Annotated in this window: 22 protein-coding genes; 13 read left to right on the top strand and 9 right to left on the bottom strand. The window is 45.2% G+C overall.

What is annotated here, in order from left to right; genetic code table 11:
• Nucleotides 1-95 precede the first annotated feature (95 nt).
• The 4 genes from rluB to ABY044_RS00860 all read right to left on the bottom strand — a co-directional run bounded on the left by rluB (nucleotide 96) and on the right by ABY044_RS00860 (nucleotide 3300).
• A complete protein-coding gene (gene rluB / locus ABY044_RS00875; RefSeq protein ID WP_373017186.1) occupies nucleotides 96-977 on the bottom strand; it encodes a 23S rRNA pseudouridine(2605) synthase RluB in 882 nt (293 codons plus the stop codon).
• A gap of 29 nt (nucleotides 978-1006) precedes the next feature.
• Nucleotides 1007-1663 carry a site-2 protease family protein gene (locus ABY044_RS00870; RefSeq protein ID WP_373017184.1) on the bottom strand — a complete coding sequence of 219 codons (657 nt, stop codon included), beginning with the start codon at nucleotides 1661-1663 and terminating at the stop codon, nucleotides 1007-1009.
• On the bottom strand, nucleotides 1660-2283 hold the full coding sequence (locus ABY044_RS00865) for an L-threonylcarbamoyladenylate synthase (RefSeq protein ID WP_373017182.1): 624 nt from the start codon (nucleotides 2281-2283) through the stop codon (nucleotides 1660-1662). Before ABY044_RS00865 ends, ABY044_RS00870 begins: the two co-directional genes overlap by 4 nt.
• A gap of 159 nt (nucleotides 2284-2442) precedes the next feature.
• Entirely contained in the window at nucleotides 2443-3300 is an 858-nt protein-coding gene (locus ABY044_RS00860) for a PHP domain-containing protein (protein ID WP_373017180.1), read from the bottom strand.
• Nucleotides 3301-3548: 248 nt separating this feature from the next.
• Here ABY044_RS00860 and ABY044_RS00855 point away from each other — a divergent pair, with 248 nt between their 5' ends.
• From ABY044_RS00855 to ABY044_RS00835, 5 genes are all read left to right on the top strand, one after another.
• A complete protein-coding gene (locus tag ABY044_RS00855; protein ID WP_373017178.1) occupies nucleotides 3549-4127 on the top strand; it encodes a septation protein A in 579 nt (192 codons plus the stop codon).
• Nucleotides 4128-4165: 38 nt separating this feature from the next.
• Entirely contained in the window at nucleotides 4166-4465 is a 300-nt protein-coding gene (locus tag ABY044_RS00850; RefSeq protein ID WP_373017176.1) for a YciI family protein, read from the top strand.
• A gap of 28 nt (nucleotides 4466-4493) precedes the next feature.
• A complete protein-coding gene (gene lexA, locus ABY044_RS00845; protein ID WP_373017174.1) occupies nucleotides 4494-4955 on the top strand; it encodes a transcriptional repressor LexA in 462 nt (153 codons plus the stop codon).
• The gene (locus ABY044_RS00840) at nucleotides 4952-5467 is read left to right on the top strand and encodes an asparaginase domain-containing protein (protein ID WP_373017172.1); all 516 of its coding nucleotides are present in this window, start codon (nucleotides 4952-4954) and stop codon (nucleotides 5465-5467) included. The genes lexA and ABY044_RS00840 overlap by 4 nt, the downstream gene beginning before the upstream one ends.
• Nucleotides 5468-5532: 65 nt before the next feature.
• Nucleotides 5533-6414, top strand: a complete 882-nt coding sequence (locus ABY044_RS00835) for a DMT family transporter (protein ID WP_373017170.1) — start codon at nucleotides 5533-5535, stop codon at nucleotides 6412-6414.
• Between the two features lie 132 nt (nucleotides 6415-6546).
• Here ABY044_RS00835 and yjgA read toward each other — a convergent pair whose 3' ends face one another.
• The 3 genes from yjgA to ABY044_RS00820 all read right to left on the bottom strand — a co-directional run bounded on the left by yjgA (nucleotide 6547) and on the right by ABY044_RS00820 (nucleotide 10140).
• The gene (yjgA, locus tag ABY044_RS00830) at nucleotides 6547-7092 is read right to left on the bottom strand and encodes a ribosome biogenesis factor YjgA (protein WP_373017168.1); all 546 of its coding nucleotides are present in this window, start codon (nucleotides 7090-7092) and stop codon (nucleotides 6547-6549) included.
• The gene (gene ligA / locus ABY044_RS00825; RefSeq protein WP_373017166.1) at nucleotides 7085-9109 is read right to left on the bottom strand and encodes an NAD-dependent DNA ligase LigA; all 2025 of its coding nucleotides are present in this window, start codon (nucleotides 9107-9109) and stop codon (nucleotides 7085-7087) included. Before ligA ends, yjgA begins: the two co-directional genes overlap by 8 nt.
• Before the next feature lie 80 nt (nucleotides 9110-9189).
• Nucleotides 9190-10140 (bottom strand): cell division protein ZipA C-terminal FtsZ-binding domain-containing protein, encoded by a 951-nt coding sequence (locus ABY044_RS00820; protein ID WP_373017164.1) that lies wholly within the window; start codon nucleotides 10138-10140, stop codon nucleotides 9190-9192.
• Between the two features lie 265 nt (nucleotides 10141-10405).
• Between ABY044_RS00820 and ABY044_RS00815 the strand changes: the two genes are divergently transcribed.
• On the top strand, nucleotides 10406-11830 hold the full coding sequence (locus tag ABY044_RS00815; protein ID WP_373017162.1) for an FGGY-family carbohydrate kinase: 1425 nt from the start codon (nucleotides 10406-10408) through the stop codon (nucleotides 11828-11830).
• A 29-nt stretch (nucleotides 11831-11859) separates the two neighbouring features.
• Nucleotides 11860-12210, top strand: coding sequence for a HopJ type III effector protein (locus tag ABY044_RS00810; protein ID WP_373017160.1), 351 nt, complete (start codon nucleotides 11860-11862; stop codon nucleotides 12208-12210).
• A 129-nt stretch (nucleotides 12211-12339) separates the two neighbouring features.
• Here ABY044_RS00810 and ABY044_RS00805 read toward each other — a convergent pair whose 3' ends face one another.
• Nucleotides 12340-13101 carry an HAD family hydrolase gene (locus ABY044_RS00805; RefSeq protein ID WP_373017158.1) on the bottom strand — a complete coding sequence of 254 codons (762 nt, stop codon included), beginning with the start codon at nucleotides 13099-13101 and terminating at the stop codon, nucleotides 12340-12342.
• A gap of 294 nt (nucleotides 13102-13395) precedes the next feature.
• On the opposite strand from ABY044_RS00805, the gene dksA reads away from it, so the two are divergent.
• The 4 genes from dksA (at nucleotide 13396) to ABY044_RS00785 (ending at nucleotide 16390) form a co-directional block, all read left to right on the top strand.
• Nucleotides 13396-13824: an RNA polymerase-binding protein DksA gene (gene dksA, locus ABY044_RS00800; protein WP_373017156.1), complete on the top strand. Its 429-nt coding sequence runs from the start codon at nucleotides 13396-13398 to the stop codon at nucleotides 13822-13824.
• An 81-nt stretch (nucleotides 13825-13905) separates the two neighbouring features.
• Complete coding sequence (locus ABY044_RS00795; RefSeq protein ID WP_373017154.1) at nucleotides 13906-15492, top strand: AAA family ATPase; 1587 nt, start codon at nucleotides 13906-13908, stop codon at nucleotides 15490-15492.
• A 61-nt stretch (nucleotides 15493-15553) separates the two neighbouring features.
• On the top strand, nucleotides 15554-16138 hold the full coding sequence (locus ABY044_RS00790) for a hypothetical protein (protein ID WP_373017152.1): 585 nt from the start codon (nucleotides 15554-15556) through the stop codon (nucleotides 16136-16138).
• Between the two features lie 30 nt (nucleotides 16139-16168).
• Nucleotides 16169-16390: a hypothetical protein gene (locus tag ABY044_RS00785; protein ID WP_373017150.1), complete on the top strand. Its 222-nt coding sequence runs from the start codon at nucleotides 16169-16171 to the stop codon at nucleotides 16388-16390.
• A gap of 46 nt (nucleotides 16391-16436) precedes the next feature.
• Here ABY044_RS00785 and ABY044_RS00780 read toward each other — a convergent pair whose 3' ends face one another.
• Nucleotides 16437-17075: a YqiA/YcfP family alpha/beta fold hydrolase gene (locus ABY044_RS00780; RefSeq protein WP_373017148.1), complete on the bottom strand. Its 639-nt coding sequence runs from the start codon at nucleotides 17073-17075 to the stop codon at nucleotides 16437-16439.
• Nucleotides 17076-17092: 17 nt separating this feature from the next.
• Between ABY044_RS00780 and ABY044_RS00775 the strand changes: the two genes are divergently transcribed.
• Together ABY044_RS00775 and ABY044_RS00770 are read left to right on the top strand one after the other, a co-directional pair.
• Nucleotides 17093-18853 carry a DHH family phosphoesterase gene (locus tag ABY044_RS00775; protein WP_373017146.1) on the top strand — a complete coding sequence of 587 codons (1761 nt, stop codon included), beginning with the start codon at nucleotides 17093-17095 and terminating at the stop codon, nucleotides 18851-18853.
• Between the two features lie 179 nt (nucleotides 18854-19032).
• Nucleotides 19033-20010: an SLAC1 anion channel family protein gene (locus tag ABY044_RS00770; RefSeq protein WP_373017144.1), complete on the top strand. Its 978-nt coding sequence runs from the start codon at nucleotides 19033-19035 to the stop codon at nucleotides 20008-20010.
• Nucleotides 20011-20022 lie beyond the last annotated feature (12 nt).

Here is a 20022-nt window from a genome sequence, read left to right as displayed (position 1 = left end):
TGCTGAGTTTATAGCGTGTAAAAAAGCCGCGCAAGAATTGTTAATTTCTTGCGCGGCTTTTTTGTTATAAGCGAATCTATATGGCAAAAATGCCGTTATAACTTGCTTAAGTCGTGAATCGTGCGTTTTTTGCCCATCAACGCTCGTTGTGCGGAACGGGAGTTTTTAACAAACTTCTTTTTATCGGGTGCTGTATTTTGACGCAGATCCGGGCGCGGTTCTTCGGGCAGATCGACGCTCTTTAATAGCTGGTTGACCTGTTTCCATGTCAAAGCTTCTGTTTTTCCTTTACGCAAGTTTCTAGGCAGTTGGAATTGTCCGTAGCGAACGCGTTGCAAGCGACTGACCTGAACACCTTGAGATTCCCACATCCTACGGACTTCTCTGTTGCGCCCTTCTTTGATGGTGACCCTGAACCAGTTGTTCATCGATTCGTCATCGGATTTAAAGCGACTGATCTGTTCAAATTTTGCCGGACCGTCATCCAGCACGATGCCGGCCTTAAGCTGATTGATGACTGAATCCGGTACTTCGCCGAAGACTCTGACTAAGTATTCGCGCTCCACTTCAAAAGAGGGATGTGCCAGGCGATTGGCCAGTTCACCGTTGTTGGTCAAAATCAACAGGCCACTGGTATTCAAGTCCAAACGGCCGATACTGATCCAGCGACCGTTAAAAATACGTGGCAGTTGGGTGAAGATGGTATCACGACCCTTCTCGTCGCTACGGGTACACAGGCGCCCTTCCGGTTTATTGTATAGGATGACTTGTGTTGGTTGCTTGGCTAAACGGGTCGCTTTAACGGCTTGATCGTTGACTTGAATTTGATCCTTTTCCGTCGCTCTGTCGCCTAGTTGAGCCGTTCGTCCGTTGACTTTAACCTTACCCTGAGAAATCATGGTTTCAATGGCACGTCTCGAACCATATCCGGCTCTGGCTAGAATTTTTTGTAACTTTTCATCTGTTGTGTGATTCATAACAACACTCTGTATTAGTAAATCATGACTTAGTGGAGACCCACTAGGCTATAAATTAATTGCTGAATAAAGGTATACGGCCCAATCAATATCGGCGTCAAAAGCCCCATCACCATCAATACGATTAGAATGATAAAACCGAAAGGCGCTATGCGGTTGTATTGCCACGCCAAACGTGGAGAAAGTAGTGCGGAAACGACGTGACTGCCGTCTAAAGGCGGAATGGGTAATAAGTTAAGCACCAATAGAATAAGGTTGATGCTGACTCCCGCCAGGCCGCTATAGGTTAAAAATAAACCTACTTCCGGCACGGAGCTCTGTATGGTTACGCCAATTTTGATGACGATCGCCCATAGGATTGCCATGATTAGATTGGAGAACGGTCCTGCCATGGCAACCCAAGCCATGTCGTGACGAGGGCGTTTGAAATTGCGCGCATTGACCGGAACCGGCTTAGCCCATCCGAAGATGAATCCGCCAAGCATTAGTAACGCTAAAGGGACGACGATCGTACCAATCGGATCGATATGCTTAATCGGATTAAGTGTTAAACGCCCAAGCATACGGGCAGATTGATCCCCGAATTTTGAAGCCGCCCACCCATGCGCCACTTCGTGAACCGTAATTGCGAAAATAACCGGTAAGGCCCATACGGCGATTTTTTGAATGAGGGTGAGTTCGTTCATGCGTCAAAAGCTCCTTGTCCTTGGCGGACCAGAATAGGTTCTTCATCGGTGAAATCGATAATGGTGGTGGGTTCGAAACCGCTGAAACCACCGTCTAAAACAGCATCTAAAGCATGTCCGAAATCTTCGCGAATTGTCCAGCCATCGGTCATAGGATGTTCCTCACCGGTTTTAATCAAGGTAGAACTTAATAGCGGCTTATCAAAATAAGAAAGCAGTGCATTGGCTACCGTATTGGGGGTGACTCGAAGACCGATGGTTTTTCTTTTGGGGCTTTGCAGGCGCCTTGGTACTTCACGGCTGGCCGGGAGGATAAAGGTGTAAGGTCCGGGTAAGTAGCTTTTTAAATAACGGAATTGAGTATTTCCGACTTTTGCATATTCGGACAGATTGCTTAAATCGCGGCAAACCAAAGTCAGGTTGTGATCTTCCCCTACACCACGGATCGCACGAATGCGTTTCGCTCCCTCGCTATTATCAAGTAGGCAGCCTAATGCATATCCGGATTCTGTCGGATAGGCGATAACCCCACCTTTTTCAAGTATTTCAACGACTTGTTGAAGTAGTCTAGGTTGAGGGTTGTCGGGATGGACGGAAATATATTGACACTCTTTGCGCACGGTAATGTTTATACTCGTTGTTAAAAGCTGACTAAGTTTGGAAGAAGCGTCTTTTGAACACCGCTTCGCAATTATCATTGAGCGCTATTATAGCACTTACTGTTGAGTACGTGCGTGCGTAAACCGGTGTGAAAATGACTGTCGATTTAAAAAAGGGGGTTAGGATAGAGTCTTTAGCGGATTTCTGAAATGTTCCCAAACCGGTCGGCATTGATCAGGCAAAGGCGCTAACCATCCTAGGCCACGCCAATTGTGCTCGGGGCGATGAAAATCCGAGCCGACGGAAGCCAATAGTTCGTAGCGCTGGGCGCGTTCAGCCATGCCGATGATTTCGGAAGACGGTCGAGGTTGATTAACGACTTCAATCCCACGTCCTCCGGCGGCAATGAAATCCTCTATGAGGCGGTTTAATTTTCGGCTGGTGAACTTGTAGATGCTCGGATGCGCGATGACGGCAATACCATTGGCCTGTTTAATCCAATTCACTACTTCAACCAGTTCCGGCCATTCACTTTTTACGTAACCGACGCGTCCTTTTTTTAGATACTTATCAAAGGCTTGTTGTGAATTTTTGACGTAATTCTGTTGGATTAAGAGTTGCGCGAAATGTCCCCTTCCGACTACGCCGTCCTGTACCTGCTCAGCTAATAATGCAGCCAGATCGAGTTTGCTGAAATTGGGACGGGATGAGAGTTTTTCGATCATCGCGTCGGCACGTTGTTGTCGTAAATGACGGATGTTTCGTAAGCCGTTCTGCAATGTCGGGTGATCGTGATCGAAATCCAAACCGACGATATGGATAGTGTGTCCTTGCCAGTCACACGAAGCCTCGACACCACTAATAAGCCGGATGTTTTTTTGGCTAGCGTATTCTAAAGCGTCGCTGTAACCCTGCGTGGTGTCATGATCGGTGATTGCCAAAGTGGCAACATCGTATTGAACTGCAAGATCTATCAGCTGTTGGGGTTTAAGGGCGCCGTCGGAGGCCGTGGTGTGACAATGGAAATCGACTTTCATAAGGGGATTCAGGACTACTTTCTTTGCGACTGTAAAATAAATTTTAGGAATGTTTTTGTCTTTGCTTTTAATCTGCTCCAAACGCGGCTAGAATCGTGGATAATTAACGTTTCGAATTATGTTCGATAATATGTTCAGCAATCGGTTTAAGCAATCGACTGAATTAACTTAACACAAATAAAATAAAAGTATTCATGAAACTACTATTCGATTTATTCCCCGTCGTTCTCTTTTTTATCGCGTATAAGATGTATGACATCTATGTCGCAACGGCGGTGATCATTGTCGCCACCATTCTCCAAGTCGGTTATGTGTTCCTCAAACATAAGCGCATTGAAAAAATGCATGTGATCACGCTGGTATTGATTTTGGTATTGGGTGGACTCACGCTGGCGCTTCAGGACGAGGATTTTATTAAGTGGAAGCCGACGATCGTCAACTGGGGCTTTGCGCTGGTGTTTTTGGGCAGTCACTTTATCGGCAATAAACCGATTATCCGCCGAATGATGGATCAGGCGATACATTTGCCTGATGCGATCTGGACAAGACTGAGTTTGATGTGGGTCGTTTTCTTCTTGATTTCGGGTATCGTCAATTTATATGTCGCTTTCAATTACGACACCGATACGTGGGTCGACTTCAAGCTATTTGGTTTGATGGGGATGACCATTGTCTTCATCTTGTTGCAAGGTCTTTATATCAGTCGCTATATCCAAGAATCGGATTCCGAAGCCGAAGCCGATAAGTTGCTGGATGGCGGTGAAGTCACCCACGATATGTCGTCTGTCGATAAGGAAGACGAAGTTTCCGGTAACAATAAGAGATAAGTAAAGCTCTGCTACGCAGAATAAAAAGGAAATATTTCATGCTTTATTCGATTTATGCATTTGATGTTGAAAATAGCCTGCCTTTGAGACAACAGGCCCGCCCTGCCCATATTGCCCGTTTAACGGCTTTAAATGAGGCGGGTAAATTGATTTTGGCTGGCCCAAACCCAGCTGTAGATAATAATGATCCGGGTGAAGCCGGATTTAGCGGCAGTTTAATCGTTGCTGAATTCGATTCTTTGGAACAAGCGCAGCAATGGGCTAATGCCGATCCTTATTTAGAGGCCGGCGTTTATGAGAAGGTCATTGTTAAGCCGTTTAAAAAAGTTTTACCATAATTCTTTCAATTGAAAATTGAGGTGCTGTATGAGTAATCTAGCCTATTTGATTCCGACGCGTAACCAAAAGCTGCATCTTCATCCGACGGATCCTGTGGAGTTGGTCGAAGAGGATTTTGTGGAAATTCCTTTGTTGGGGTGGACGTCTGCCGGTGAACCGATTCAAATGGAACTGGATTACGATACGGTGTCGGTTCCTTCCGCAATGGTTAAGAAAGAGACTTTTGCATTACGCGTCAAAGGTAATTCGATGATCGAAGAGAATATCGAAGACGGGGATATTGTCATTATCGAACGTCGCTCCAATGCCGAAAACGGCGAATCGGTGGTGGTTCGAATCAATAATGAAGAAGTGACCATGAAAAAATTGTATATCGAAAAAAGCGGTGTACGTTTGCAGCCTGCCAATCCGGATATGGAACCGATCATTCTACGTAACGAAGAAATCGAGATTTTAGGTATCGTTACCGGGATTTTGAGACAGCCATGAGCCCGATCTTTTCCGGTAAAGAAGAGATTCAATTATTCATCAGCGGCGGCACCATCGATAAAGATTATGATGCCGTTCTAGGCGAATTGATCTTTCCTGCGACCCACATTCCCGAATTGCTCTCCGAAGCCAACAGTACCCTGCCGATAACGGTGGACGTATTGATGCAAAAAGACAGTTTGCAGATGGATCAAAATGATCGCGAAAAAATCAGTCAAGCCTGTCAAGATTCTGCATGCGCTAAAATCGTGATTACCCACGGTACCGATACCATGGTCGAGACGGCTCTTTGCTTGCTGGCCAATCCGGACTTGGTGGATAAGACCATTGTATTGACCGGAGCCATGCGTCCTTACAAGCTTGGGAAATCCGATGCCGCCTTTAACTTGGGCGCCGCTTTAATGGCGGTGCAAACCGCTCAAGCCGGTGTTTTTATCTGTATGAACGGCCACTTATTCCGCGCCGATCAGGTACAAAAAAATCGCTCAGCCGGTTTATTTGAATCCCGTTAATTGATTGCAGTGAAAACCGGTCACCTTTCAGACATGTTTATTGTCGCTTTCGTAGTTGTTGATTAATGAAAATCATCCTTGCCTATATTTCTATCGTCATAATTTGGACCACTACGCCGCTTGCGATCAAATGGAGCGGCGAAACCGATTGGTTATTTGGTGTAGCGGCGCGTACTGCATTGGCCGCCCTATTAATTCTGCCAATCTTATGGTGGTGGTCAAAACAGCGATTTTCATTTTCATGGCCGGATATCAAGGTTTATCTGGCTGCGAGCATTCCTATTTTAGGCGGTATGACGTCGATGTACTGGGCATCTCAATATCTGCCGTCCGGTTGGATTGCGATTTTATTTGCATTAACTCCTGTGGTGACCGGCATTATGGCGCACTACTGTTTGCCGAATAGCCGTCTAACGTTGAAAAAATCGTTGGGCGTGTTGATCAGCTTGGCCGGATTGCTGGTTATCTTTACTCCCAACCTAAAACAGCAATATGTACAAATGCAGGTTATCGCCATTTTAGTGGCGATGCTTTCGGTTGTTTTCCATTCTTATGGCACGGTGCTAGTCAAACGTCTTAATCATCAATTATCGGCCGTTCATGTGGTTGTCGGCGCTTTATGGGTGACGGTTGTCGGTCAGTTTTTGATTGCGCCAGGAACCTTGTTTCATTGGCCTGATATCGGACTTCGTGAAAGTTCCGCGATTATTTATGCGGCTTCGATCGGATCGGTCGGTGGTTTCTTATTGTATTTCTATCTATTGAAAAATGTTGAGGCGATCAAGGTCGCATTGATTCCGGTAATTACTCCGGTGTTTGCTTTGTTATTAGGCCATTGGCTGAATCACGAGGTATTAAATGCAACGGTATGGTTTGGAACGGCTTTGGTGATTTTGGGCTTAGTAATTTTTGAATGGCGTTTTCAGGGTGTCTGGCGACGAAGATAAAGATTCAAAGCCGAACTGGCTGTCCGGCTTTAAATGCATTAAAAATCATATTGTTAGGGTGGTTTTGTTAATTCGGTTTGTAGGCGGTTAACAAATCAATAATGACTGACCTTAAAGTGATTTACAGTGGTTTTACCACTCTAAACCACGTAAATATTTAAACATTAGTCGAGCCGATTTCGGCGGTTTGTTGGTTTCCTGCTCTTTCTTGGCATTGCGAATCCACTGGCGTAACTGCTGGCGGTCCGCCTGAGGGTAGCGATCCATGAATTCACCGAGGGCTTCGTCGCCTTCAGCAATCAAACGGTCTCGCCATTTTTCCAATTGTTGGAAATGGGCGTTTTGCTGTTTGGTTCTGGCTTCAATTTCGGCTAATTTGTCTTTGATTTCAACAATCAACGGCTCGTTTTGACGAAGATATTTACCTAAAAACAATTTTTGGCGCTTGATTGCCGGCCCTTTATCCATGGTTTTCAATAAAAGAACGGCTTGTTCGAATTCGCTAGGCAACTGTAATTTTTTAATTTCAGTTTCCGTCATCGCCGCGATTTGTTCACCTAAATCTGTGACGGCTTGAGCCGCTTTTTTGATCTGTGTACGGCTTTGAAATTCCTCTTGTTCCCAATCCGGAATTTCCGTAGATGCCTTGATACGGCCGACGTTACGTGGTCTAACCATTATTTTCTCCCATCATTTCTAGCCACTGCTCTTCGCTTAACACCGTTACGCCCAATGATTCCGCCTTGGTCAGTTTCGATCCAGCTTTTTCTCCGGCAATGACGAAGTCGGTTTTGGCTGAAACGCTACCGGTGACAGTGGCGCCCAGAGCTTCTAATTTTTGTTTGGCCTCGGTGCGGCTGCCTTGTTGTAAGGTTCCGGTTAAGACGACTACTTTACCATTAAAGGGGGAATCTTGCTCGACCTTCATCTCTTGAGGCGTTGGCCAATTAACACCCGCATCCAGCAAACCATTAATAACTTCAAGGTTATGTGGTTGTTTAAAGAAGGTTAGGATGTTTTCGGCAACCACTTCGCCCACATCTTGAATGGAGATGAGTTCTTCCATATTCGCTGTTTGCAATTGATCAAGTTCTTTGAAGTGTTGGGCGAGGTGCTTAGCGGTAACCTCTCCTACTTCGGGAATGCCTAAGGCGTAGATAAAGCGTGCAAAGGTGGTCTGTTTGGATTGTTGAATGGCGTCGACGACGTTTTGCGCCGATTTTTCCGCCATACGATCCAGACTGCTCAACTGAGGAATACTCAAATTAAAGAAGTCGTCCGGGTGTTTGACCAAACCTGCATTCGCTAACTGATCAATGAGTTTATCGCCTAAACCTTGAATGTCAAAGGCTTTGCGGGAGACGAAATGCTGTAAGGCGCGCTTGCGCTGTGCCGGGCAAAATAGACCTCCTGAGCAACGATAAACCGCCTTGTCGTGTTCTTTGACAACTTCCGAGTTACATTCAGGACAAAGCGAAGGCATTTCAAATAACCTGGTGTCATCACTGCGTTTAATGAGAACCGGTCCGACGACTTCGGGAATGACATCCCCTGCACGGCGAACAATAACGGTATCACCTATACGGACGTCTTTGCGACGAATTTCGTCAAGGTTGTGCAAGGTGGCATTGGAGACGATAACCCCACCTACGGCTACTGGCTTAAGACGGGCGACCGGGGTTAAAGCACCGGTTCTACCGACTTGGATTTCAATATCGAGTAAGTCGGTCCAGACCTCTTCCGCCGGGAATTTTCGGGCAATTGCCCAGCGCGGAGCCTTGGCCGTAAAGCCCAGAGTGGGATAGAATTCGATGCGATTGACTTTGTAGACGATACCGTCGATTTCATATGGCAGTTCAACACGTTTGGCTTTGAGTTTATCGTAATACTCGGCCATGCCATGAGTGCCGACAACAACCTCTGCATCCGGGTTGGTCGGCAGTCCCCAGGTTTTAAGCTGTTGCAGAATTTCGCTATAGAGCTCGGGCAGCTGCCATTCTTCGCTGACCTCTCCCCAACCGTAAAGATAGAAGCTAAGATGGCGTTGCGCAGTGATTTTCGGATTAAGTTGTCTTAAGGTACCGGCTGCAGCGTTTCGAGGGTTGGCAAAGGCTTTTTCGCCGTTTTCGATTTGGGTTTGATTCAGTTGCTCGAAAGTCTTTTTAGACATGAAGACTTCGCCGCGCACTTCGAGAATCCGAGGCCAGCCGTTGCCGAGTAACTTTAGAGGAATCGACTGAATGGTACGGATGTTGTGCGTGACATCCTCTCCGGTCGTTCCGTCGCCACGAGTGGTCGCCTGATGAAGGCGCCCGTTTTCATAACGTAGGTTAATCGCCAATCCGTCCATTTTAGGTTCGGCGGCATAATCGATCATTTCGATTTTGGGTAAGCGTTCCAAAACGCGTTTCTGGAACGCGTCCAAGTCTTCCTGGCTAAAAGCATTGTCCAGCGAAAACATCGGAACTGCATGCGTAACTGAAGTGAATCCCTTTAACGGCTGATCTCCAACACGTTGAGTCGGGGAGTCTTCGGTAACCAATTCGGGGTGTTCTTGTTCCAATTTAACCAGTTCGCGATAGAGTAAATCATATTGGGCGTCACTGATTTGAGGGTTGTCGAGGACGTAATAAGCGTAGTTGTGTTGTGCGATTTCATCGCGTAGCGCTAAGATTTGTTGTTCAACTGAATTCATGGTGGTGTTTAGTCTAAATGCCGGAAGTGTGATGGGTGAAACGCTTCGCCCGGAACGATTGTTCGGACGAAGGAATTAAGTTATAGCGGTTCGGATTCGTATTCTACAGCTGCGTCACGCATGGCTTGAAGATCGGATTCTTTGATTAAGTGGCGCTCCATATTGTAGAGGCGTCCATTCAATCGCTGCGATAATTTACGTGCCATCATGATTAAGTCATGCATGGCTGCCGGTGCACGCTTTGTCGTTGGAAGCTGTAAGATCAAAGCCAATCCCGGTGTGGTGTAGTTATGTAAATTTTCGGTCGGGAAAGTACCTGGTTCGAGAATGTTGGCTACTCGAATGATTTCGTTGCCTTTGTTATCCGTTGTCGCGTAAATCTGGCCGGAAGTGTAACTTAAGCCGACACCAAGCAGCGCTTGGTTAACGGTATCCATACTAAATTCTTGGCCTGAACCGCCGGTACTCAATACCAAAAGCGCAAAAATTTGCGGCTCGGTTTTTTCGCCCTTTGAAATGCCGGGAGAAATCCCTTCCTTTTCTTTCGGGATGCCGAAGTTTACTTTGCTATCGACATCGGGCGCCATGCCGACTTCATCAAGTGTGTACAGTTCTTCCACTTCCAATACGTGATGTTTAGGGCCTTTCGTTTCGATATTTGTGTCGGCTTCGGGAGTAGGTTCAGGGGGCTGTGGAGTCGGTTCGACTTCAAACTCATCCCCAAACGGCAAACGCGCTTGATTTTCAGGAACGCCTGGTTCTTGAATTTGTAAACGTGCCTCGGTCTGCGGGGACAGAGCTTCGTGCTGTTCGCTTAATGCATCCAGGACGCTTTCAGATTCGCGGCTATCGGCGATTTGCTCCGCGGCATCCAGATTGATGGTTTGTTCGGTTGCTTGATTGGCGGGCGTGGGCTGTGGTTGTTGTTCAGCCTGATCTTTGGATTTAATTTGTCGTTTTTTACTTAAAAAATAAAGTACCGCAATGACAATCACTGCAAACACCAGCAAGACTTGCTGTAACTCATTCATGAAAACGGCTCCAAAATATGCGTCTTAATCAATTGCTCTCGAAACGGGATGAGATGTATTAAATAATTTAAGATTGTACCTTTTATATGCACGGAATTTCCAGTTAAAGTCAGCTAAAATTCGGTTCAATCGATATGATTTGTTAAACTGCCGTCAATTATTTAGAACGATTTATTTCCGGTTAAAGCTAAGCGCTTGAAAGTAACTGTTTTTTTAATGGCTTGAACGTTTGGTACGACCTTTCCCCTGAAATTTGGATGATGATATGACCTTACAACAAACGGAAGCATTCGATGAATTGATTCTCGGCTTGGATATTGGTACGAGCGGGATACGCGGCAGTATCGTTTCTGTAAGAGTCGAAAAAGAAAGGAATTCATCGAATTCTCATCGAGAATTGTGGAGCGATAAGGTGGAACTACCGTTTCCCGAGAAAAACGACTTAAATCGCCAAAGTGTGCAGGATGCGGAATTATGGTCTGAGGCATTAGCGAGTTTATTCGACAAAATGTCAGCTTCTCCCTATTGGAAAAATATCCGGCATATCGTTGCGGATGCTACTTCGTCGACCGTATTGCTCTGCGACGTTCAAGGCAAGCCTTTAACCAGGGCGATGATGTACGACGATCAACAGGCGCGAAACGAAGCGGAACTTGTCAGCGAAGCGGTCAATCGCGCCGGAGTCGAAACCGGTGCATTGGGAGCAAGCTCGACTTTGGCTAAAGTCATTTTTTTAATGCGGTCAACGCAGTGTAAGTCGGTTAGATCTTCGGATGTTTTGATCTGCCATCAGATCGATTTTATTAATTGCTGGCTGACGGGCCAGAGCGGCATAACCGACGAAAATAATGCGCTTAAATTAGGCTATGACTCGATTAACCGTTGTTGGCCGGCTTGGGTTGAGAATTTGATCGTTAAAACCGCACAGGAAAACGCTATATCGGTAAAGCTGCCTAAGGTCATTTGCCCCGGCGAGTTTTTGGCGAAAATCCAACCGGATTTAGCGAAACGTTACGGGTTGTCGGACGAAACGCAAATCTATGCTGGAACGACCGACAGTATTGCTGGTTTTTTGGCCTCCGGTGCTTCCGAAATTGGTGACGGCGTAACTTCTTTGGGGTCAACTATCGCACTTAAATTGATTTCGGATAAACCGATTTTTAATGCGGAATATGGTATTTACAGTCATCGATTGGGAGATTCCTGGTTGGTTGGCGGTGCCTCAAATGCCGGCGGAGCGGTCTTACTCGAGTTTTTTCCACTTGAAGAAATCAAACAACTGATCCTGGCTTTGCAAAAGCTGCATCTACCTAACGACCAGGATTTTTATACAGATCGGTATTACCCCCTTCTCCGCCCGGGAGAGCGATTTCCGATTGCGGACGGTCAAAAGCAGCCGCAATTGCCCGGTCCGGCAGTTAACGAAAATAGCACTTTGAATGAAAAGGCACGGTTTTTATTTGGGTTGTTGCAAGGTCTCTGCTATATCGAAGAACTCGGCTATAATCGCCTGCATCAAATGGGAGCAAGCCGTTTGCGACGAATTTACAGTGTCGGAGGCGGAACGCAGAATGCAATTTGGCAACACTTAAGGCAGTTGTTTTTACCGGTTGATCATCAAAAACCGATTTCCTTGGATGCGTCTTTTGGGGTGACCCGTTTGCTTAAAAATATTAAAAACCATGAATGATAAGAACTTAAAAAATAAAGGAATGTTGTATGAGTCATTTATCCACACAAGCTTTAATTGAATCTTTAAATAAAGGCGCAGTGGCGTTTGAAACGGTCATGCAAACGATCGACGCCGAATATGAGTTTACGCCTACCCGGTTCACAAATGGCGGAGTGGTCAGTGAAGCGAATACGAATAACGGTTCTTGTAAGATTTTTGCATTTGCAAAATTAAACGGGCTTTCCGAGCAAGCAACGCTGAACGCATTTGGAGATTATTACACGGTGGACGTTCTTCAGCATCCGGAGGGGCAAGACCATCAGAATATTCGAAACTTCATGCAAACGGGTTGGAATGGGATTGAATTTGATGGTGTGGCTTTAGTTAAAAATGTATAAGACCGCTTGAGTCCTAATCGCAATTTACTGAAAGCAATGATATAACCAAGGTCGGTTGAAGAGGATTTTGGTTAAAGGTAGCAAAATCACCATCTTAGGTGATTTTGCAATAATGGTTACAACGCAAATTTAATTCGCGTGTACTTTTTTGACTAATTCCAAATCAAGGTAGTCATGGCCATGGTGATCGCCGGCGATAACTTCAAACGCAAGATTTTCTTCACCCATGTGATCCAGTACTAAATCCGCATCGCTGAAATCGTCTTCTTGAGTGTAGTCGTTAATCGTAATGATGGTCTTAACGTTTGCACCCGTTGAAGATTTAATACCGTTTGCAGAATCTTCAAACGCGATCGCTTCTTCCGGTTTTAAGTTCATTTGTTCTAAGGCCCAGTCGTAAATGTCCGGTGCCGGTTTTTTAGCCGGAACGATATCACCCGCTGCAATAACTTCAAACCAGCTTTCGGAATCCGGTCCTAAAGTGCTTTCCAAAAGTGCGGTAACGTTAGCCGGAGTTGTTGTGGTGACTACCGCCATGCGCATGCCGCTTTCACGTGCTTCGTTGATCAAACGTTCAACACCCGGACGCAGAGGAATCGCCCCTTCTCCCAGTAATTTGGTGTAGAAGTCAGTTTTAGACTCGTGAAGCCCTTTTACAAATTCGTCGAAGTTTTCAGGTTTTTCAAAGTCGGTATTGAATTTATCCAGATAAAAACGAATGCGCTCTTTTCCGCCGGTAACGGCAAGCAATTCACCGTAAAGGGATTCATCCCAGTTCCAGTCTAACCCAGCCTTCTCGAAAGCCAAGTTGAATGCTACGCGATGTCCGTCTTTTTCGGTGTCCGCTAAGGTACCGTCGACGTCAAATAGTAGTGCTTGTAAAGTTGCCATAAGGATTGTTCCCCTAGTACTTGATAAAATTGGTAAAGAATTCTGATAGATATAGGGTCGAATATCAAGTAATACAAGTTTTTAATTCCAGAAATTAAGACTTTTTAAGATTGCATACAAAAAAATTTGCTTGTTGAGCCTTTCGAAACCTGCTATAAAATGCGGTTAGGATTATTTTTAATAAGACTATGAAAAGCCGTTCCTCGATTTTCATAATTTTTATTAAAAGTCTAAAACAAAATAAATAGATAAACTAATACGACAAAAAGACCTCGTCTTTTTGGGAGAAAAAAGATGGATATTCAGACAGACTTTATTGAGGACTACCCAGCCTATCAGCCAGAAGAAGGTGAAGAATACATGAGTCCTAACATGTTGGAGCATTTTAGAAAAAAACTGCTTGCATGGAAGATGCAATTGATTGAAGAAGCTAACTCAACGGTTTCTCATTTGCAAAAAGATTCTGAAACTCCTGCGGATCCTAACGATCGTGCTTCTCAGGAAGAAGAGTTTGCTTTAGAACTTCGTACGCGTGATCGTGAAAGAAAATTGATTGCTAAAATCGACAAGTCTCTAAAAGACATTGAAAGCGGTGAGTACGGTTTTTGCAAAATGAGTGGTGAGGAAATTGGTTTGGCACGTATGGAAGCCCGCCCTACTGCGACATTAACGGTTGAAATGAAACGTAAACAAGAAATTCGTGAGAAGCAAGGCGTTGCCTAATCGGTTTCGGTAACGACGTTCTTGATAAGCCAAGTCATGTCACTTGGCTTTTTTATTTAATCTTCTAATAAAGTGCCTATTTTGAATACAGAACAACTTATTGACAGTCTGTGTTTGCCAGATAGCTATCCCCACTCCGTTGAAGTTATTACAACCATCGAAACCCATATTTCTGTGGTTTTTTTGACTGGCCCATACGCCTATAAACTTAAAAAACCGGTCGATTTCGGTTTTTTGGATTTTACCCGCCTAAGCGCACGTAAAAAGTTTTGCGAACAGGAGTTGCGTTTAAACCAACGTACCGCACCTAATCTCTATCTTGATGTGGTGCCGCTTTACTTGACGGCGGATCGACAGGTAACGTTTGAAGCGGATAAAGCGGTCACACAACCGGCCGAACCGATCGAGTACCTCCTTAAAATGAATCAATTCGATCCGAATGGCGTTTTAGGGCGTTATTTACAGGATAACGATTTAACTTCACAGCAAGAAAAGCAACTTGCCAAGCAGATCGGTCAGTTGCATTTAAATGCGCACCAGGTGGATAACAACTCTCATTTAGGTGAGCCGGCGACCATTTTGCAGCCGATGTTGGATAACTTTCCAACGCTATTGGAATATTGCACTTCTGAATATAAATACCGCTTGGAAAATCTACTCGATTGGACGCACCAACGTTATGCCGATCTGAAGCCTGATTTGATTAAACGCAAAAAAGACGGTTATGTGCGCGAGTGTCACGGCGATTTGCATTTGGATAATATCACTCTGATAGACGATCGCCCTACGCTGTTTGACGGCATTGAATTTAACGACGAATTTCGTTGGATTGATGTTATCAGCGATTTGGCTTTTTTATTGATCGATCTGGATTTTCGGGATAGACAGGCCTTAAGAAGACGTATTCTGAACGATTATCTCAGTCTGACCGGTGATTATGAAGCCGTGAAACTTTTACGTTTCTATCAAGTCTATCGGGCATTGGTGCGCGCTAAGATTTCTGCATTGAGACTTCGGCAGATTCCACAGAATACCATTGAATATCAACACTATAGAAAGATTACCTTGCAGTATATTGAACAGGCTGAAGGTTACGCTTTTGCTCCACATAGTAACAAGTTGATTGTCTTGCAAGGAGTGTCCGGCTCGGGTAAGAGTCATTTTGCAGAGCAGCTTCTTAACGAGTTGGATGCTTTGGTTATCAGTTCGGATATCGAAAGAAAACGCCTCTATGGTATCTCCCCTACCACTCGGGTTTCGGATGAAGAAAAGGCGGCACTATATTCCGTTGATATGAGCCGTAAGACCTACGATAGGTTGTTGCAGTTGGCGAAGAACCTCCTAAAGCAACGTTCGGTTATTGTTGATGCCACTTTTTTGAAAGCGGAACATCGAGCTCCTTTTTTAGAGATGGCCCGTGAACTTGGTTGCGACCCTTTTTTGATTTATATCGAAACCGATATCGATACGGCCTTAACCGCTATACGACAGCGCACTCTTGAGAATCACAGCCCTTCCGATGCCGACGAAAACGTGATGCAACGTCAGTTACAGTATCTCGAACCACCACTTGATGTGGAACGGGCATTAACGTTGTCTGCCGAAGCTTTGCGAAAGCATTTTCCTCAAAATCAAATTCAAGAATTTCTGCAACTGCCGATAACCTGATAAACAAAACTGACATTCAGTTTTGACGAATTATTTTCGGTTAATTAGGTAACAAAACATTATGCGTCGACAGTTGATAACAGCGTTGGTTTTTTGCATGTTGACGGCGACATCAATATCGTCGGCCAATGCCGCTGAACCGGAAGCGGCTCGTGACCTGAGCAAGGTGAAACTTCTTGGGCTTCAGCTCTCTTCGGCCGATTTGAATGTTGTACGTAAGCATTTATGGGATATTGGCGGCTTTCAGCAGGCGCGTTCCACCGTTCGACAGCGTAACATTGACAAGTTTTTTACTTGGTCGCGTATCCGCGACAGTTATTATGTTGAGTTTCGTTACAATAATGCCGGAAATATCACGTCTGTGAGAAGACTTTTCCGCCCTTACTCAATTGAAAATAGTAACCGACGTAGTGCTATTTCAACAAGGGATGTCGCATTGGAATTGATTCCCGAAATCGGTCAACCGATGCAGGTCGAGAAGAAAGGTTGGGGAGGCACTATGACGTATTCCAGTTATCGCTGGGAAGATGATAATATAAAGGTTGTGGTCGATCGTGAAGGTGGAGAAAGTTTGGGGAATGTATTCGTTGAATACACGGTAAAAACCCAATCATCTTATGAAGTTGCTCAAATTGGCCAAAATTAAATCAAGTACGAAACCTGACGGTAAAAACAGATGAATATTCAAAACAATCCGGCGGCAATAGCGGTAGGCGGTATTAATAAAGGGTTTGAACGCCTAGCGGACAATACCCAGAAAATCGTAAACCCGCAAAGTGGTCAGCAAGTCGAAGCGTTGGTAGACAATACCCAGGTTGAAAAGCAAGTTCAAGCTTCTACGAAAGCGCTTAAAACCTATGACGGTATGATTGGTACTCTATTGGACGTGATGGCGTAATATTGTAGTTACCGAACCTGGGATCGCGGGTTTCACCTTTTATCTTCTACCCTTCTTTCAATACGGCCTGATTGATAAATTCAATGACATCAGACATGGCTTCCTGGCAATGTTCAAAAGCATGACTGCCGTTTTCGAAAACAATCGTTCTATGTTTTTTATCGCCTGTTCGATAGGTATCTAATGCCTGTTGATAAGGGATCACTTCGTCTCCCTTATCCAGAAGAAGCAGGCTTTCTATATCGGGAACCGGTTCGGCGTAATAACCGGACAACGCATTGCGGTAGGATTGATCGATCAAGATAAGTTCATCGGTATGTGGATTTCGATGTTCGCCCAGATAATCGTTAAACAAACTGCTTGGATCAAGCGCCGGATTGATCATGATGTAAGGTACCCGGAACTGCTGCGCAAGATACTGGGCATAAAAGCCGCCCATCGAAGAGCCCATTAAAAACCAGGGTTGTTTGGAATCCGGAAGCCCCGTTTCGTATAGATAGTTTGTTAAGTAATCGATACTCTGTGTCGGGTTTTGCATCGGATAGGTCGGCGTCATGAGCCGGCAAGATAAGTTTGAATGCGTAAATAAGGAAACGTCTTGTAATTGACGTTTGAACCACTGCCCTTTCTGACTGTTTCCGCTGCTTAAAAAGCCGTGTAGATAGACGCCATTGCACTGCCGCATTCTGTTAAAATTTCCTTATGATTAAAACACCTAAAATTGTTCAACGTCCGTTTTCGTCCGAGGTCTATTCAGCTTGTAAAGAATTAGGGTTGTCGGATATTCAAGCCAGATTGGTTGCACAACGTACCGATAGCAACGAACAGTTGTCGGAAACGGTTTTTCCTAAATTAAAACACATTCAACATCCCAACGCGTTAAAAAACTCTCAACAGGCCGCACAGCTAATTGCCGATGCCATTCAGTCCGAGGGTGCCATTGTATTGGCGACGGATTACGATACCGACGGCGTTACATCAGCATGGGTTGCGGTGACGGCATTGGTTGAATTTTTTAAGGTGCCGCTCGAGCGTGTCGTTCATGTGATTGGCGATCGAAAAACAGGTTACGGCATCACCGATGAGGTCTGTGAGCGTATTCTTGCGATTGAAGAGCCGATTGCATTGGTGATTTCGGCGGATCAGGGTTCCAGTGATGAACCGAGGATACAGCGTTTACGACAAGCCGGTATTGATGTTTGCGTTACCGACCATCACCAGATGCCGGTAGAGGGTGTGCCTCCGAGTGCGGTGTGTACGGTAAACCCGCAACAGGAAGGCTGCGAGTACGATAAAACCATTGCAGGTTGTTTCGTAATTTTTCTGGTGATGACCCAGGTACGACAAGTATTGGTGCAGCGCGGTTATTTAACGCCCGACAGCCCTACTCTAAAAGCCTTGTCGATGAATGTGGCGCTAGGAACGATTGCCGATAGTGTGAGCTTGAAAAGCCCCAATAACCGTGCAATCGTGAGTGCGGGATTACAATTCATCAATCAGTTCGATCAACCCACCTGGTTGGCGATGCAGCAGCTGAAAGATAATCAGGGTGCACCTTTTAATGCCGAGTACTTGGCATTTCAAGTTGCAACCCGTATCAACGCAGCTAGCCGTGTCAGCGATGTAACCACGGCTTACCATTTTTTAACGGCCCAGACAGTGGACGAAGCCAAGCATTATCTGGATCAGTTGGATGCGGATAATCAGGATAGACGCAGTCAACAGCAGGTGATGTTGGAAAACGCCCAGCAAAAAGCGAGCGGTTTGTATCATAATCAAAAATACAGTTTAGCCGTTGCACTCCAAGGCAATGCCGGTATTCAGGGGATTATAGCTACTCGGATCGGCGAACGGTTTGGCTTGCCTACGGTGATCCTGACCGATTTGGAGGACGGTTATCTTGCAGGTAGCGGGCGTGCCATCGTCACAGACGTCGATCTCCGGGATGCATTTCAGTGGATGTCCGAACAGGACGGGGATTTGTTTCGTTCAATGGGTGGTCATAAAGGGGCCGCCGGTTGCATGATTCCGATTGAAAAATACCCGGTGTTTGCGGAACTTTTCGAGCAAGCCGTTCAGAATCAACTTGGTGACACCCCGCCGGTACCGTTGTTGGAAACCGATGGTCAACTAGACGATCACGAGTTGGTTCCTGAGTTGATTGAGCATTTGGCTTTATTGGAACCTTACGGACGGGAATGGCCACAACCGAGCTTTTCGGGTGAGTTTGAAATCGTCCAACTTAAAGAAGTCGGTCACACGAAAACCCATCTGTCATGCCGGTTACGTACTCCGACCGGTAAAACTTTACAAGCGATTTACTTTAACGCCAAGCAGCATGAAGAAGAGATTTTGCCTTACCGACCCAGAGATCGTGTAACGTGTGTCTATCAGCCCAGCTTAAATCATTTTGGCGGGCGTACTCAGTTGCAGTTACGTTTGCAGTGGATGCAAAAAAGTTGAATTAATCTTTAAGCAGATTTCCCGTCCGGGTTATTAACTGTGTTCAGTTGACCTGAACGGGGTTCGCTTCTTTAATCCCTCTCCTATTTGTCTTTTCGAGCACCTTGCCCATACCCGTTGGATTTTCGAATATAATCTTCTTAATTCTTTTAAATTATAAGATCTTGGAGAGGTATTTCATGAGTCAATCAAATTCGGGATTGCAGAAGTTACAGTATTTTCCCGCCAGTTTTTTCGGCATGGTCATGGGCATTGTCGGGTTGAGCATTGCGTTAATCAATTCGGATGCCATGTTTGCGTGGAGTTTGGTGGCAGGAGAAGCCATACTGATGTTTTCAGTGGTATTGTTCGCGGTGCTCTTGGCTAGTTACCTCTATAAGATTTTGCGTTTCAAAGACGCGTTTTGGGCGGAAATGCGCCATCCGATTAAAATGAATTTTATCCCTACCATTTCAATTAGTTTGCTTTTGCTGAGCGCCGCGTTCTGGGAATTGGAGCAAGTTAAAACGTCATTCAATCTTTGGTTGTTGGGAGCTTCACTTCAGTTGGTATTGACCTTGTGGCTGTTGTATAATTGGATATATCACGACTTTTTCAAAATCGAGCATTCCAATCCGGCATGGTTTATTCCCATCGTAGGGAATATCGTTGTACCGATTGCAGGGGTTCAACACGTACCTGAGGACATTAGTTGGTTCTTTTTTGCAATCGGAATCGTGTTCTGGCCTCTGTTGAAATCCGTTTTGTTATACCGTTTGATTTTTCATCCGCCTATTCCCGATAAATTGATGCCGACTTTGTTTATTTTCATCGCTCCGCCAGCCGTCGGTTGTGTCTCGTATATGGCGTTGAATCACGGCGAAGTCGATGCCTTTGCCCGTATCCTTTATTTCTTCGCGTTATTCTTTACCTTGTTTTTACTGTTTTCGATCAATAAATTCCGGAAATTGAATTTTGCTTTATCCTGGTGGGCTTATACGTTCCCATTGGCGGCAATGGCGATCTCTTCTTTGGTGATGGGCAACGCTTTACATAGTAACGGTTATTTATGGATAGGTGCACTTATCATGGCTGGTTTGGCGGTGATGATTGTTTGGCTGTTTTATAAGACGTTGATTGGGGTAGCGAACAATAAGATCTGCTCTCCTGATAATTAAAACCGAACCGTT

This window comes from Thiomicrorhabdus sp. (assembly GCF_041583835.1).
Lineage (GTDB): Bacteria > Pseudomonadota > Gammaproteobacteria > Thiomicrospirales > Thiomicrospiraceae > Thiomicrorhabdus.
Note: the sequence above shows the minus strand (reverse complement) of the source record. Positions and strands in the feature narration are given on the sequence as shown.

Bases quoted from the DNA above. Each gene is read 5' to 3' on its own strand.
- ligA (WP_373017166.1), bottom strand. From the start codon at position 9,109: ATGAATTCAGTTGAACAACAAATCTTAGCGCTACGCGATGAAATCGCA.
- ABY044_RS00790 (WP_373017152.1), top strand. From the start codon at position 15,554: ATGCGTCGACAGTTGATAACAGCGTTGGTTTTTTGCATGTTGACGGCG.
- lexA (WP_373017174.1), top strand. From the start codon at position 4,494: ATGAGTAATCTAGCCTATTTGATTCCGACGCGTAACCAAAAGCTGCAT.
- dksA (WP_373017156.1), top strand. From the start codon at position 13,396: ATGGATATTCAGACAGACTTTATTGAGGACTACCCAGCCTATCAGCCA.
- ABY044_RS00840 (WP_373017172.1), top strand. From the start codon at position 4,952: ATGAGCCCGATCTTTTCCGGTAAAGAAGAGATTCAATTATTCATCAGC.
- ABY044_RS00850 (WP_373017176.1), top strand. From the start codon at position 4,166: ATGCTTTATTCGATTTATGCATTTGATGTTGAAAATAGCCTGCCTTTG.
- ABY044_RS00780 (WP_373017148.1), bottom strand. From the start codon at position 17,075: ATGCGGCAGTGCAATGGCGTCTATCTACACGGCTTTTTAAGCAGCGGA.
- ABY044_RS00855 (WP_373017178.1), top strand. From the start codon at position 3,549: ATGTATGACATCTATGTCGCAACGGCGGTGATCATTGTCGCCACCATT.
- ABY044_RS00770 (WP_373017144.1), top strand. From the start codon at position 19,033: ATGAGTCAATCAAATTCGGGATTGCAGAAGTTACAGTATTTTCCCGCC.
- ABY044_RS00805 (WP_373017158.1), bottom strand. From the start codon at position 13,101: ATGGCAACTTTACAAGCACTACTATTTGACGTCGACGGTACCTTAGCG.
- ABY044_RS00810 (WP_373017160.1), top strand. From the start codon at position 11,860: ATGAGTCATTTATCCACACAAGCTTTAATTGAATCTTTAAATAAAGGC.
- ABY044_RS00870 (WP_373017184.1), bottom strand. From the start codon at position 1,663: ATGAACGAACTCACCCTCATTCAAAAAATCGCCGTATGGGCCTTACCG.
- ABY044_RS00835 (WP_373017170.1), top strand. From the start codon at position 5,533: ATGAAAATCATCCTTGCCTATATTTCTATCGTCATAATTTGGACCACT.
- ABY044_RS00775 (WP_373017146.1), top strand. From the start codon at position 17,093: ATGATTAAAACACCTAAAATTGTTCAACGTCCGTTTTCGTCCGAGGTC.
- ABY044_RS00860 (WP_373017180.1), bottom strand. From the start codon at position 3,300: ATGAAAGTCGATTTCCATTGTCACACCACGGCCTCCGACGGCGCCCTT.
- ABY044_RS00785 (WP_373017150.1), top strand. From the start codon at position 16,169: ATGAATATTCAAAACAATCCGGCGGCAATAGCGGTAGGCGGTATTAAT.
- ABY044_RS00820 (WP_373017164.1), bottom strand. From the start codon at position 10,140: ATGAATGAGTTACAGCAAGTCTTGCTGGTGTTTGCAGTGATTGTCATT.
- ABY044_RS00815 (WP_373017162.1), top strand. From the start codon at position 10,406: ATGACCTTACAACAAACGGAAGCATTCGATGAATTGATTCTCGGCTTG.
- rluB (WP_373017186.1), bottom strand. From the start codon at position 977: ATGAATCACACAACAGATGAAAAGTTACAAAAAATTCTAGCCAGAGCC.
- yjgA (WP_373017168.1), bottom strand. From the start codon at position 7,092: ATGGTTAGACCACGTAACGTCGGCCGTATCAAGGCATCTACGGAAATT.